Origin of the sequence: Mucilaginibacter sp. (assembly GCF_028288105.1) — a bacterium.
Lineage (GTDB): Bacteria > Bacteroidota > Bacteroidia > Sphingobacteriales > Sphingobacteriaceae > Mucilaginibacter.
The window spans coordinates 1-13,874 of record NZ_JAQBOI010000289.1 but is presented as its reverse complement, the minus strand read 5'-3'; the positions used below and the strand labels follow the sequence as shown (position 1 = coordinate 13,874).

General features: G+C 42.7%; 10 protein-coding genes. All 10 read right to left on the bottom strand.

The features are described 5' to 3' along the window. Positions 1-823, bottom strand: an 823-nt coding sequence (locus JWQ85_RS19230; protein ID WP_299470850.1) for an MFS transporter, incomplete at its 3' end; no start/stop codon positions are given. 19 nt (positions 824-842) lie between these two features. Continuing rightward, a complete protein-coding gene (locus JWQ85_RS19225) occupies positions 843-1,502 on the bottom strand; it encodes a carbohydrate-binding family 9-like protein (protein ID WP_299470848.1) in 660 nt (219 codons plus the stop codon). Beyond that, positions 1,495-2,625 carry an aminoglycoside phosphotransferase family protein gene (locus JWQ85_RS19220; RefSeq protein WP_299470846.1) on the bottom strand — a complete coding sequence of 377 codons (1,131 nt, stop codon included), beginning with the start codon at positions 2,623-2,625 and terminating at the stop codon, positions 1,495-1,497. Before JWQ85_RS19220 ends, JWQ85_RS19225 begins: the two co-directional genes overlap by 8 nt. 19 nt (positions 2,626-2,644) lie before the next feature. Then, the gene (locus JWQ85_RS19215) at positions 2,645-4,216 is read right to left on the bottom strand and encodes a glycoside hydrolase family 31 protein (RefSeq protein WP_299470844.1); all 1,572 of its coding nucleotides are present in this window, start codon (positions 4,214-4,216) and stop codon (positions 2,645-2,647) included. Positions 4,217-4,268: 52 nt separating this feature from the next. Next, the gene (locus tag JWQ85_RS19210) at positions 4,269-5,819 is read right to left on the bottom strand and encodes a DUF4832 domain-containing protein (protein WP_299470842.1); all 1,551 of its coding nucleotides are present in this window, start codon (positions 5,817-5,819) and stop codon (positions 4,269-4,271) included. A 28-nt stretch (positions 5,820-5,847) separates the two neighbouring features. Next, entirely contained in the window at positions 5,848-6,972 is a 1,125-nt protein-coding gene (locus JWQ85_RS19205; RefSeq protein ID WP_299470840.1) for a DUF5009 domain-containing protein, read from the bottom strand. Between the two features lie 58 nt (positions 6,973-7,030). Next, complete coding sequence (locus JWQ85_RS19200; RefSeq protein ID WP_299470838.1) at positions 7,031-7,897, bottom strand: PKD domain-containing protein; 867 nt, start codon at positions 7,895-7,897, stop codon at positions 7,031-7,033. A 38-nt stretch (positions 7,898-7,935) separates the two neighbouring features. Then, positions 7,936-9,450: a RagB/SusD family nutrient uptake outer membrane protein gene (locus JWQ85_RS19195; RefSeq protein ID WP_299470836.1), complete on the bottom strand. Its 1,515-nt coding sequence runs from the start codon at positions 9,448-9,450 to the stop codon at positions 7,936-7,938. 29 nt (positions 9,451-9,479) lie between these two features. Further along, on the bottom strand, positions 9,480-12,488 hold the full coding sequence (locus JWQ85_RS19190; RefSeq protein WP_299470834.1) for a SusC/RagA family TonB-linked outer membrane protein: 3,009 nt from the start codon (positions 12,486-12,488) through the stop codon (positions 9,480-9,482). Positions 12,489-12,752: 264 nt separating this feature from the next. Continuing rightward, positions 12,753-13,787, bottom strand: a complete 1,035-nt coding sequence (locus JWQ85_RS19185; RefSeq protein ID WP_299470832.1) for a LacI family DNA-binding transcriptional regulator — start codon at positions 13,785-13,787, stop codon at positions 12,753-12,755. Between the last annotated feature and the right edge of the window lie 87 nt (positions 13,788-13,874).

Genomic DNA, 13,874 nt, shown 5'->3' with positions numbered 1-13,874 from the left:
GTGTACTGCCGTAGTTAATAATGGTATCGCCGGCAATAACTTCTACACCTACATAACAAAACAGGGTTAAAACGCCCAGTAATAAATGTGGGAACTGCAGGATGCTTGTTTTACCTGTATTATTTATAGCGGTTGATTCATCTTCCTGATCGGTATCTATTTCGGGCAGGCTTGAATAGTAGATAACCACAGCCAGTATCAATAATACCACCACAATAACAATATAAGGGACGATAACCCGCGATGCCAGTTCGTGCAACTGAACTACTTTATCATTTATGTTCATCGCATCCAGGCGTTCTTTTAAACCATCAACATTTTTGAGGGTGATAGCGCCGAGTACTATTGGTGCTAAGGCGCCGGCAATTTTATTACTGATTCCCATTATGCTGATACGCTTTGCAGCGCTCTCTGGCGGGCCTAATATGGTGATATATGGGTTTGATGCTGTTTGCAACACTGCAAGCCCCGAGCCTTGTATGAACAGGCCTAACAGGAACAGTCCATAGTATCGTGTTAGCGCAGCCGGAATAAATATTAATGCCCCAACGGCTATAATACCTAAACCTACCGACATGCCCTTTTTAAAACCCGTTAATTTTAAGATCCATGCAGATGGAATGGCCAGTACGAAGTAGGATATGTAGAAAGCAGTAGTTACCAGGTAAGCTTCAACAGTAGTTAGCTCACAGGCCAGTTTCAGGTATGGAATTAGGACCGAGTTTAACCAGGTGATGAACCCGAAGATAAAAAACAGCATCCCGATAAGGAAAATGGGGCTTACCTTTGATTTGCTGCTATTTAATACTGCTGTATCTGACATATATTGAGGGGTTTATGCGTTAAATTGTCTGTGGACTAAAAGTTATTTCTTTAAAAAACCTGCTTAAATGAAACTCGGGTTTTTGGGCCTCTATTTTATTCCAGCATAAAAAGTGCGGTTCGGGCAGGCCGTCGCCGCATTTGTAAAAGTTAACCCTGGCTTTGCTCTCTTCTAATAAAAGTGCCGGGTGAAATTTGAATACTTTTTTGGGGATGCATAAAGTTAGCTCCCACTCTATATTATCTTCAGCGCCCGTTTTTACAAACGTTTGGTGCTTAATGGTTTTCAATAAACTTGCCGGTAAAAAAGTGCGCCCGGTTTTGTGCTGCCCATATTGTACCCTGCTGGTACCTGTGCAGTTAAATTCAAGGTTGTAATACTTTTCATCACCATTAAACGCTATGAAAAACTCTACACAGCTATCTTCAAACACCGGGTCGTTAAATTTACTGTATTCGGCTTTCAAAGTGTGCTCGGTTACGTAATATTTAAGATAGATATCATCGTTGCCATAAGCCAAAGCAAAAGATGCCCGGGGTAATTCCCCGCCATCTGCCCATGGCGCATATTGTATATGCCTGCGCTCGTGCCCGTCCAAAACTTTTGATATATCCTCTACCGATCGCAGATCATCGAAGCTATTAAGGTAGGGAATATTTACAGTTACCACCTTATCCATTAGTATGCGCTGTGTTGTAGCTATTCATTTCTTTTAATATTGTTTCCTGCATGGCTGCCGCGTTTGCATCCAGTATTTTTACCAGTTGAAACTGGGCTTTTGCCCTTTGCAGGTTGTGCCCTTCAAATTTTATTTTAAAGTATTTATCGCCGTTAATGTGGTCGGTTAAAAACCTTACCGCCTGCATATAGGGTAACAGCAGCGCGCCTTTCATGAGCGAATTAACCTCGGCATCCGTCAAAAACCTGGACGCCTCCTTTAAATATCCCTGCACATACGCGTTAAACAACGACAGGTTCAATTGGATCTTGCTCAGGTCGGCTTCATCCTCGGTAGTTGTGTTTACAATGGTGCGTATCGCGTCGCCAAAATCATAGGCCACATAACCATCCATAACCGTTTCCAGATCAATAACGCATTGGGCCTCGTCATTACTATTCAGTAATACATTGTTAAACTTTGTATCGTTGTGGATAACACGCTTAGGTAAAGCAGCCACCTGCGCCGGCTGTTGAAAATACTGCATAGAGGATGCGTATTTGGCTACTATCTCTAACTCTGCAGCTACCGATGCAACACGCCCGCAGGCATCGTTGGCCACCGCTTCATCCAAATGCTGTAAACGTTTCTGGATGTTATGAAAATCGGGGATCACCTCAAACATTTCGCCTGCCGGGATATCTGATAACATAGCCTGGAATTTACCGAACGCCTTACCACCTTCATAAGCCTGCTTCTCGGTTTCGACCACATCATAGCTTTTGGTATCGCTTAAAAAGTAGAACATCCGCCAGTAATCGCCTGCGCTGTCTTTATAAAAAAACTGTCCGTTATCCGTAGGTATTAAAGTCATTACTTCCTTTAACGGGTTGCCGTTGCCATACTCCTTTATCTTACTTTTTAAATGCTCGGTAACCTTGCGCATGTTTTCTGTAAGCTTCTCCACGTTGGTAAATATGCTATGGTTGATGCGCTGCAAAAGGTAATCAGAACCATCGGCGGATACGTTCTTTAAAAAGAACGTATCGTTTATATGCCCCGAACCATACGGCTTATATGAACTTACATCAGCATCACATTTAAAGTGCGATACCACCTCAGCTATGTTTTTAGAACTTTGCACTATATAAACTTTTAGAATTTCAATTTTTAATTAACTCAAACACCGGCAACCTGTCTGCTGCTACCTCTGTTTCTATTTTAGCGGGGCCCTTATGGATTTTCCCAAGGTCACTTCGCCAGGTACCTTTTGGCAAATAAACCGTTTTTGTACTGCCATTGGCAATCATGGGTGCCACCAGGTATTTACTCCCCAACATAAACTGGCCCTGTACATTGGTAAACCCCTGGTTAGGAAACTCATACTCCATACTACGGGCAATAGGCTCGCCGGTTGTGGCGGCTGTTTTTACCAGTTGCATAATATATGGTGTGTACTTAGCCCTTATGTCGACCGCCTTTTTAACCGCTGCCAGGTTCTGTTTGGAAAGCACGCGCCATGGTGCTACCGAAAATTGCATCATAGGCATTAATGCTGAGCATTGTGCCGATCGTACAACCAGTTGCTCATCCAGTTTATCTTTACCGATGAACGAACCGTACTCTCCGCCGCCTATCATATCCGGGCAGGTAAACTGGTAACCCAGTAAGCCTGCTGTGGTAAGGTGTGGGATAAGCTTTTGCAGATCCTCCCAATTATGCTTTTTATCGCGCAGGCGTTGCACCAATGGCTCGCCCCCCATTTTCCACATAGCGCGATACTCGTTAAGCGGATAATATAAACCCAATTCGCCCCAAAGCCTGCTGTGTTCGTTAGGTGTTGCTTTTTTGAATGATAAGCCATTGGTCGGATAAAAATCAGCATCGCCGGCATCAAACTTAAAGCCATCCAGGTGGTAGGTTTTTACCATGTGATCTAAACGGCCATGGAACCATTGCATAGCTTCGGGGTTTGTAAAATCAAGTACCGAACTATAACCGTTCCACCAGGAAATAATAGCCGGTTTCTCTGCCTTTGCCCAAGGCTTAGTAGCATCGCCTCCGTTATCAAATAGCAATAACTTTTTAGCAAGCAATTCTCTGAACACTTCAGTATCCGGCGATACAAATGGGCTAACCCATAACATTACTTTAAAACCTAAACTGTGCAGGGTATCTACCATTGCGGCAGCATTGGCAAACCTATCCGAGCGGAAATCAAACCTGCCATAATAATCGGCCCAGTTATCATCTATCATAATTACCCCCGGCGGGAAACCGTTGTCAATAATCGCCCTGGCATAACTTAAGATGTCCTTTTGGTTTTGGTTATAAACCAGCTCTATCCAGGTATTGTATTGCGGTTTGCTAAACAACAAGGTATCGGGCAGTTTATTTTTTGACGGGAAGAAACGTTTTGACGCATTGCTAAATGCCTCGCGTAAATTCTTCCCGGCCGAATCTATTGTTAACGCGCTTTTTGCGTTGCTGATAACCAGCTTGTTCTTTTCAAACGTAAACTTAAAAGGTTCCTCGCTCCAGATGAACCTGCCTTTGGTAGATACCAGCAGCGGCACAGCCTGATTACCGCGGGTATCGCCATACATATCCAGGCTGTAGCCATCTTTAAAAGGCATCAGGTGGGCTTCGTTTACCGCGCCGCCGTACCATTTTTCGCCATCTTTAATTGCCACGCTTGTTTGCGCGTAAAGCTGTGCACCTGCGGTGCATAACATCACTGTGAAAAACAAACATATTTTAAAGGCCTTGATCATCTATAGCTTATTATTAATTAACTTTTACAGTATGGTTTAATTTATTGTAACCGGTAGCGGCTTCCCAAACATCGTTGTTAGCCAAACGGATGCTGAATTCGGGCTTGGTTGCGATGCTTGCATAAGCATCTGGCAGGCTAAGCAGCATTTCATAATCGCCTGCCGGGAAATCGTCAGGTATTTGTACGCCTTCGGTAACCTTTACATCTCCCGAATACCATTTCCTTACATCTGTTGCCAGGTCGAACGATTTAACCTCGCCACTTTTGGTATTGCGCAGTATCAGCTTCACCGTGCGTTTGTTATAGGGCGATGCATAACCCACATTCTTAAGGTTTAAGGTAATGTTCATAACCGTTCCTTTAATAGTATTATCGGGCAGTGCGGCGGTTTGCAATACAAAGCGATAACCCAGGTTACGTTTAATGTTATCCATACAACCACCATCCTGCCAATCGTTATTAACGGCGGTGTTGTAATGGGCATTAATAAAACTGTAATGCAGCGATGCAAATTCTGCCTGAGCTTTGCCGGCCGGCTCGCAATCGTTAGTAGGGCTATAATCGTCAGAGCAGGTTTCGCCGCCAACAACTACAAATTTGCTATCCGCTTTAAAGTAATCTTTTAAAGTGTTTAATACCGTACCGTCAGACGTGCGTGGGGTTGAACTGTTGCCATAATCTTCGTACGTACCAAAATCATTGCTGCTTGCCATAAAGCAATCGTTATGGTAACCTAAACGTGCAATGTCGGTTTCGTTAAAAGCTCCGCTCTCAGTTAAAGGTGCCGATGTCAGCGGTGCGTTAACACCATAAATATAACGCTGCTTTAACTGCGGGTAACGCAATTGTATCATCCTATCGGCAGGTACAGCATCAAGCATGGCTTTGATAACTTCTATCCTGTCTTTCCAATTGTTGTCTGTCAGCTTATGATCCTGGTTGCCATTATTTGAGGCATCCCCAAAAAAGTCGCTATAGTATTGCTCGCCCCAAACACCTATGAAGCCCAACTGCACGCAAGCTATAACATCTGCATTATCATGCAGGATGGGTTTTAATTGTGCAATGTGGTTAAGGATGATTGCCTTTGGCGCATCGCCATATAGCGGACAAATAAACCCTTCGGGGCAATTGCCCGGTTTTGCAGTCGCGGTGTATACAAAGCGCGGGATAATTTTAACACCTGCAGCGCGTGCAGCCTCAAAGTCCTTTTTTATGTTGGTTAAGAATGTTGCAGATATTGCGGTGTTAACCACATCATCTAAAACATAATACCTGAAAACCAGTGTGCTTGTTACCTGGTAGTTAGCGCTTTCTATAGACTGCGGCGAACGATATCCCTTCAACTCGTCGGCATTTAATACCGTATAGTTACTTGAATGTACCTCAGAGTAGCGATAAAAGCCACGCTCCGGATTTGGGAAGTCTTCCCCGCTTTCGGTATAAGTAACGTTTACCTTTTCAACCTTTATCAGGCCTGCATCCCTATTGTTGCACGAAAAAGAGAGCAGTATGGCTGCTAAGACCATGCCAAGGGCATACCCTGTAAATTTCCTTATCATAATTAACTGATTTTAGTAGAGGTTTTTATTAAAGTTTAAAAAAGATGCTTCGTTTATAAAGCCAATAACACAAGCCCCACTCAACGACTAAGGTGACACAAGCCGATATTAGCGCTGCTATATTATGCGGAACATTTAAGAACAATTGCAGCATATCCCCAGTAAAAATAGCCACTACATGGTTTACCCATTGCACACCTACCGTTTCAAAGAACAGGTAGATAAATATGGCGTTCATACCTACTACGGTGAAGACCCAGGCATATTTGATATTACGTTTTACATCAACCAGCCAGTAAACAGCGGCCAATATCAGCAACACCCACCCTACCGATGCAAATGCGAACGAGCTTGTACTTATACGTTTGATAATAGGTGTTATACCAGACAGATCCAACCCGAAGCCAATGATAAGGGCAACAACACCGGCAATAACCAAAGCCTTTATTTTATAGTTAATGGTTTTGTTTGATATTAAAAGCTTACCCGCCAGCACGCCCCAAATGGTATGCGCCGCTGTTGGGATGCAATTAATGGTTACCCATCCGTCGCTGTTTATTTTGCCCATGAGCAGGGTATCAACATAAGAACCAAAGTTGTGCCCTTCTACAAATGGCTGGTCGAAACCGGGCATCAGTACAGTGCGGTATAAAACTTCGGTAAGTATTAATAGGCCCAGGGCGAAAACCAATTGCCAGGTGTACGATTTTTCTATTATCAAATAAGCTACAATGGTTGTGAACGATAATTGCGTAAGCACGTTCCAAAGTTCCCAAACCGGTTTACCCGCGTAAACACAGTGCAGGGCTGTACCACATATAAAAAGCTTTAAGCTTCTTATTAATACATGGCGAAGATTATTATTCCAGCTTATGCCCTTGTCTAATTTACGGCTGTAAGAAATATACATCGCGGCGCCCGCCATGAACATAAATGCAGGCTGAACTAAATCCCAGAAATGCAGCCCGTGCCATGGATGGTGAAAGAATTGGTTGATCAATCCGCCCATAGGCTTAGCCGGATCAATGTGCCTTATTGCTTCGTAAAGCATGCAGCTTTCGCCGCAAAGCAGTATCATGATCATGCCGCGCATAACATCTAACGATACTAAACGCCCGTTGGCCAATTGATCAGTAGTTGAATTCTTTATCATAAAGCACCCCGATATATATTTTTACTTACAGCTTTAAACAGATATAAACCAATTAAACCTATTCACTCATGTCTAAGAAGAAACTCGAAGCTCCCTCATCAGGTGCATTACCTAAAACCACCGACCAATCATTTTTAATGGCCTGTATAGCAATACGCAAACCTGAACCTGTTAAACCTTTTAGTTTGCCACGCGCAATACGCACTTCAAACTTCACTACGCCGCCTTCTTCTTTAACTGTACCCACTGTGTAAGCCTCGGCTATAGATTGCGGATCGAAAGAGAATGCGTTTTGGTTTGGGCTATTGTGATAAAATATATCTAAACCCGCGGTAAGTAGTTGACCTTCCAGCAATATATCATACCCCCCATCAGGGAAAGTGCCGGTTAACAACCCGGTGCCTGCGTTATTGTCAGAATCAACATAGAAGTCAAAAATAACAGCATCTGATTTTTTACCAGTCATTTCGGCATACATATACACGTAGTTACCATCATAATCAAACTTTACGTTGTTAAATACCCCTTTTTTAGGGCCCAGTGTAACCACATTTTTGGTAACAGTTGCCCAATCATCAAGCGAATTATCATTGATCTTCACCGGTGATGTTTTGGCTATACGTAATACGGTTGATGCTTCGGTAGCTTTACCATTTACAGATGCTGTTAATGTTGGCACATATTTACCCTTACCCGGATATGTATGCGACGGATTAGCCTCTGTTGAAGTTACGCCATCGCCAAAATCCCATTTGTAACCGGTTACACCCGTGGTTTTTACCGTAAAGGTTGCGGTAGCACCGTCAACAGCTACGTCATACAGCAGGTCCGTTTTTATTGCGGTGCTGTCCTTTTTACAAGAGCTGAATACCGTACTTGCTATAGCTACCGATAGCAAGAACATGTAAGCTTTTAATTTTTTCATATCAATTTATATTTAATATTACTGTTTGATAATTTAAATTATGGGTTTTGTGTTGCTAACGGGTTACTTAGTATCTCGTCAATTGGCAGGTAATAAATTATCCGCGGATTGGTGTAAGGAACTGTTAGATTTGGATAACCGGCTGGTGTTTTTGACAGATCAATGTCGGTCTCTTTTAAACCCGCCAGGTGATAGCCCCAGTATGCCTTGCTAAGCGTTTTCTTGTTACGGAAAACATCGTAAGTGCGATGGCCTTCAAATGCCATCTCTATACGTTTCTCATTTAAAACTACATCTAAGAGTGTGCTGCCACTTGGTACCGTTGTAATAAGTGAGCCCTCCAAACCACGGTTTTTACGGATCATATTCACATCATCAAGCGCGGCAGCGGTAGCCCCTGTTTTAGCTTCGGCCTCGGCACGGATCAAATACAATTCGGCCAGCCTGAACATGATTGGCGAGCTTAGGTTGGGCAGTCCTCCCTGGAAAGAGAATTTACTGATGTAGTAAACCTCGATACCATTTTTCTTTTGTACTGTGCCATTACCATCCTTCAAAGGCACAATGTATGACCAGCGAACATCCTCGGGGTGTGGGGCCATTGCAGCACGTAAAGATGATGACGCATATTCTTCGCCCCAGCCCGAGTTACCGTCTGAGTAGATCATAGATGCGATAGAACCAAATTTTCCGTAATCATCTACCTGGGTAAAAGCGATGCAGAAAATAGTTTCGGGGCTTGTGGTTGCATTGGCAAACATTGTTGGGTAGGTAGCTTTTGTTGCTAAAGTGAATTTACCCGAATTAATTACTTTGTTAGCGTACTCAATAGCTTTTGTATTATCCTCTTTATAAAGGTTAACACGTGCCAGTAATGACCATGCGGCCTCTTGCGAAGCATATTGTACACCACGTGGCTGGGTCATTAAAGTTGCTCCTTTTTCAGCATCGGCAATAACAGAATCATAAACCTCTTTTACGGTTGACCTCGCCTTTTTAGCCGGATCAGTTAAGTTAGTACGTAAAATTATACCTGGGGCATTAGGGTCAACGCTGTATGGCTGGCCAAATAACCTTACCAGGTTAAAGTGGCAAAACGCACGTAAAAAGTAGCACTCGCCCAGTAACTGATTGGTGGTTGCATCTGTTTTGCCTGATTTTTCTACCGCATCAATAACAGTATTTACACCGGTAATAATTTTGTACGATACATACCAATAATACCTGGTGTTGCCTTGTGATGGCGTGTGGCCAAGGCTAAAGCTATAATACAAAGGGTCGGTAGTTACCTGGCCGCAAACAATATCATCGCTGGCAAAGTCGCTCAGGTGATAAAACTGGCGCAGGTACATGTTGTTCTGATCTACCGTACCGTTAAACTCAATATGGTCTTTTAATAATGCGTAAGCACCGTTAAGCGCGTTGGTTAAACCATCGGTTGTGGTAACCAGCGTGTTAGTACTAATGGCATCACTTGGGGAAACGTTTAGGTTTTTACAGCTGCTTGCTGCAACAACCATAAGGGTAATGAAGGTGAATATTTTCTTTTTCATATACTTAGTTTTAATAGGCTGCAGCCTGTTTAAAAGTTAAAATTAACGGTTAACAAATACTGACGGTTGTTTGGATACTTAAAGTCGGAAACGCCAGGGGTTGCAAAACTGCCCGGTGTAATAGTAGTTTGCGGATCCTGACCCAGGAAGTTTGAGAACGTAACAACGTTATCGGCAGTTACACCAACGCTCACGCCCTTCATGCTTATTTTGCTAGCCCATGCGGTTGGCAGGGTGTAATTGAAAGCAATGTTCCTGATAGTGAAATAGCTGCCATCTTTTAAGTAACGGGTTGATGTTTCGGTAGAGTTAGCCGAGTTTTGCGGGCTTGGCTCTGTAGCCTGTGTATCGCCCGGGCCGCTCCATATTTTAGCGCCAGCAGGTAATTGTATCTGATTGTAGTACGGCTCGTGCCCGTCGTTCATCATAAACCTTAAGTTATTGCTAAACACTTTGTTACCGTAGTTAAAGTAAGTACTAACTCTTAAGTTAAAGTTTTTATACCTAAAGCTGTTATTAAAACCACCCTGGTATTTAGGCAATGCCGAACCAACTTCCTGGTTGGTAGCCTGCGCGTAGTCTGATGTTTTTTCGCTGCCTACTGCCTTACCTTGTGTATTATAGATTAGTTTTTCCCAAACAGGGGCGCCGGTTTGTGCATCAACACCTAGCCATTTTGGCATGTAAAACTCAAACAGGTTACCACCGTTGCGGTAGATCTGCGATATGCTCCAAGATCCGGTCTTGATAATATCCGAAGGAAAACCTGATAGTTTGTTGTTGTTAAAGTTGATAGTAAAATCGGTATTCCATTCAAAATCTTTTGTTTTGATGTTGGTTGAGTTAATTCCCAACTCAATACCTTTGTTGATAACCGTACCGGCATTCTCCCACTTGGTTTCAAAACCAACCGAAAGCGGTTGAGATACCTGCAGCAACAGGTCTTTAGTATCGTTACGGTAAACATCCACAGTTAAATTTACTCTTTTAAATAAACCAATATCTACACCGGCATTTATCTGGCGTTTGCTTTCCCAGGTTAAGTTAGGGCTTGCCAACTGGTAAGGTACCGCACCTACTAAAGAGTTATACTGCGTAGTTAAAGAGAATAGCCCCAGGTAACGTGATGCGCCAATATCCTGCGTACCGGTTAAACCGTAGCTACCTCTAATTTTTAAGTTATTGATGATGCTGTTATCTGCAAGGAAATCTTCCTTGCTGGCTAACCAAGCTGCTGATACTGATGGGAAACCACCGTATTGTTTGCTTGGTGCAAAGTTAGATGAACCATCATACCTGTATGAACCAGACAGAAAGTATTTTTCTTTATAATTATAGTTTACCTGTGATAATAATGACTGCAGGATATATTTGTTGTAATAGCCATTCACCAGTTGGTTGTTTGATACTACGTTTAATACGTTCAAACCTTCGGGTAAACCTTTACCAGATGCGCCAGAGTATTCATTCCTGCTGCTTTCAAATGCGCCACCCACAAAACCGTTTATGCTGTGGTCGCCCATCCTAAAATCGAATTTAAATAACTGGTTACTGATGAGACCGTAGTTAAGGGTGTTTAGTTCATCAATATAACCTGTACCATGGTAAGTACCCGCGGCTAAAGGCGATACATAGTTGCTGCCTTTGTTAAATGATGCAGATACCCTGTTGGTGCTGGCAAATGTTAACCAGTTGGTGATATGGTAATTGATACCCAGATCGTAATTCACATCAAAACCTTTGTAAGAGTGATCTGAGTTTTGCACAGTATTGAGAGGATTGATCTTATCCCTTGACCACCATTTAAAGGTAGAGTTACCATCCACATAAATTGGCTGGCCGTTTGCATCATAAGGATTATCCCAAGGCATGTTCAGGAATGAATAGTACACATCCATGTAATCGTAGCTTTTGCCCTGCGATGCACTTAAGTTAATGTTGTTAGTTACATCCAGCTTTTTAGAGAAATGGTAGGTTGAATTACCACGTAAGTTAACACGTTCAAAATTGGTATTGACGAAAGTACCTTTTTCTTTATAGTATGATGCACCTACGTAGTAATCATTCTTTTCTGTTTTGCCGCTGGCAGATAGATAGAAATTATATACAGGTGCCGATTTAAACGACTCTTTAGACCAGTTATAATCCTGGTTACGCAATGATAAAGGGCGTTCTGCGTAAAATTTAACAAGGTCGATCTTATAAGAGTTATCAGGCGCACCTACAATGTAATCACGGTAAAATTCTTTTTGATAATCATACAGCTGATTGCTGTTCATCAGATTCATTTTACCAAAATCGGCAGTCCTGAAACCCGTTGATATTTTAGCCTCGAACCTTGTTTCGCCTTGTTTAGCGCTTTTGGTAGTTACAATGATAACACCCGCGTTTGCCTGCGAACCATATAAAGCGGTAGCACCGGCATCTTTCAATACAGTGATGCTCTCCACGTCGTTAGGGTCGTAGTTACCGCCAATAATACCATCAACCACAAAAAGCGGGCTTTGGTTAGCGTTTACTGATGATACACCACGCAGCCTTATCTCGGCTGCCGAACCCGGCGCACCAGAGCTGTTCACTACCTGTAAACCGGCTACCTTACCCTGTAGCATGGTGCCAATATTGTTTGCGGTAACATCTTTTAGTTTATTGGCCGATACCACCGTAACCGCGCTGGTTAATTCGCTTTGTTTTTTACTGCTGTAACCTACCACAACAACATCGTTTAGTTGTTGTATGTCTTCGGCTAACGCAACCTGTACATTGGTTTGGCCGCCGGTTACCTCTACATCTTTTGAGATGTAACCAATAAAGCTAATTGTTAAAATTGATTTTCCTGCCGGGACATTGAGGGTAAAACCTCCGTCGGTTTTGGTCATGGTACCGTTAGAAGTACCTTTAACCGAAACGGTTACACCGGCCATTGGTTGCTTGTCAAGCGCTGCTACAACACGCCCCGTTACCGGCAAGGATTGCGAAAATCCTTTAAGGCAAAATAAAAGAGCGCAAGAACAGATGAGTAGAATTTTCCTGGTCATATTCTGTTAGTTAGTTAATGATTAGCATAGTTGTTTTTAGTTATTGTAAAAATGATGTAAAATTATTATTAACGAAAGGAGGCGACCGGGCCGGAAAATTAAAACGCAGCTACGCAATCGTTTGCACGGGTTACGCAATCGTTTGTTCTATTTTCACGCAAACGGTTGCGTAAAATTCACTTATACGCTGATTTACAGATTATTATTGGCTGTTTTGACACACAAACACCATAAAATGCTTGCGTAGTCAAAAAGAAAAGATGATTATTTGGCAGGAGTGTAATCAATCATCTCCGAATCGATGATATGTTGCAAGGGGGGGATATCTATTGCATTGGGTTTTTCGGCATTGTTTATCAACTCGAAAAGGAAGCCGGCTGCCATAGATGATTGCTTATATGCAAACTGCTCTATTGATGCCAGGGGGACGCTATCCATGTACTCCCAAATGGGTAGGTTAGCAAAGCTGATGAAACTGATATCCTTATTAACAATTAATCCTGCGGCTTTAACAGTAGCTATGCAATCCAGTAAAACATAGTCGTTAAATACAATTACTGCGGTGGGTGGCTCATCAAGCGAAAGCAGTTTATCTATCGCTTTAACATTGTCTGCTTTGCCCAGTGTTGTAGATACGATAATGTCCTGGTCTACCGGCAGGTTGTTCTCTTTCAAACATCTGAAATAGATCTCCAGCCGTTGCAAGGTTGCTGCCAGCTTGGCTGGGCCATTTATAAGGCCAATACGGGTATGGCCAATATCAACCAGCTTAGTGATAGCCTGCAGCATGCCCGAAACCAAATTACAGGCCACATAATTAATATCCTTGCGGTTTGGCACCCTATCAAAAAATACTACAGGGATGTTATACTTTTTCAGGCTATCAAAATGTTCGTAAGTAGATGTTTCTTTGGTGAGCGATGCAAGCACGCCATCAACCCGGTGGTCTTTCATGTTCTCCACTATCTTTTTTTCTCGCTCAAAATTATCAAGCGACTGGCCTATAATAACGTTGTAGTTGCTGGCTTCGGCCGCATCCTCAACCCCGGTTAACGCGGCAGAAAAAAATGGTTCAGATAGGTCTGGAATAATAACACCTATGGTATAGGTTTTGCGTTCTTTAAAATAGATAGCCATTTTATTGGCTTCGTAGCCCAGTTCTTTAGCCACTTTATGTACGCGCATAGTGGTTACCAACCCAATGCTCGGATGATCGTGCAGCGCCCTTGATACAGTTGATGCAGATACATTAAGCCGCTTGGCTATTTCTTTAATAGTAGGTAACTTATTCTTTGACATTGTGTACTGGTGGGGGCAATTCTCAGATAGCTAAAATACTATATTAATTGTAAAGCTAACAAATTACCGGCTGCAACAATAATACTA

Excerpts from the sequence above, each read along its gene's own strand:
- JWQ85_RS19225 (WP_299470848.1), bottom strand. The coding sequence starts at position 1,502 with ATGGATAAGGTGGTAACTGTAAATATTCCCTACCTTAATAGCTTCGAT.
- JWQ85_RS19215 (WP_299470844.1), bottom strand. The coding sequence starts at position 4,216 with ATGTTATGCACCGCAGGTGCACAGCTTTACGCGCAAACAAGCGTGGCA.
- JWQ85_RS19210 (WP_299470842.1), bottom strand. The coding sequence starts at position 5,819 with ATGATAAGGAAATTTACAGGGTATGCCCTTGGCATGGTCTTAGCAGCC.
- JWQ85_RS19205 (WP_299470840.1), bottom strand. The coding sequence starts at position 6,972 with ATGATAAAGAATTCAACTACTGATCAATTGGCCAACGGGCGTTTAGTA.
- JWQ85_RS19200 (WP_299470838.1), bottom strand. The coding sequence starts at position 7,897 with ATGAAAAAATTAAAAGCTTACATGTTCTTGCTATCGGTAGCTATAGCA.
- JWQ85_RS19195 (WP_299470836.1), bottom strand. The coding sequence starts at position 9,450 with ATGAAAAAGAAAATATTCACCTTCATTACCCTTATGGTTGTTGCAGCA.
- JWQ85_RS19190 (WP_299470834.1), bottom strand. The coding sequence starts at position 12,488 with ATGACCAGGAAAATTCTACTCATCTGTTCTTGCGCTCTTTTATTTTGC.
- JWQ85_RS19185 (WP_299470832.1), bottom strand. The coding sequence starts at position 13,787 with ATGTCAAAGAATAAGTTACCTACTATTAAAGAAATAGCCAAGCGGCTT.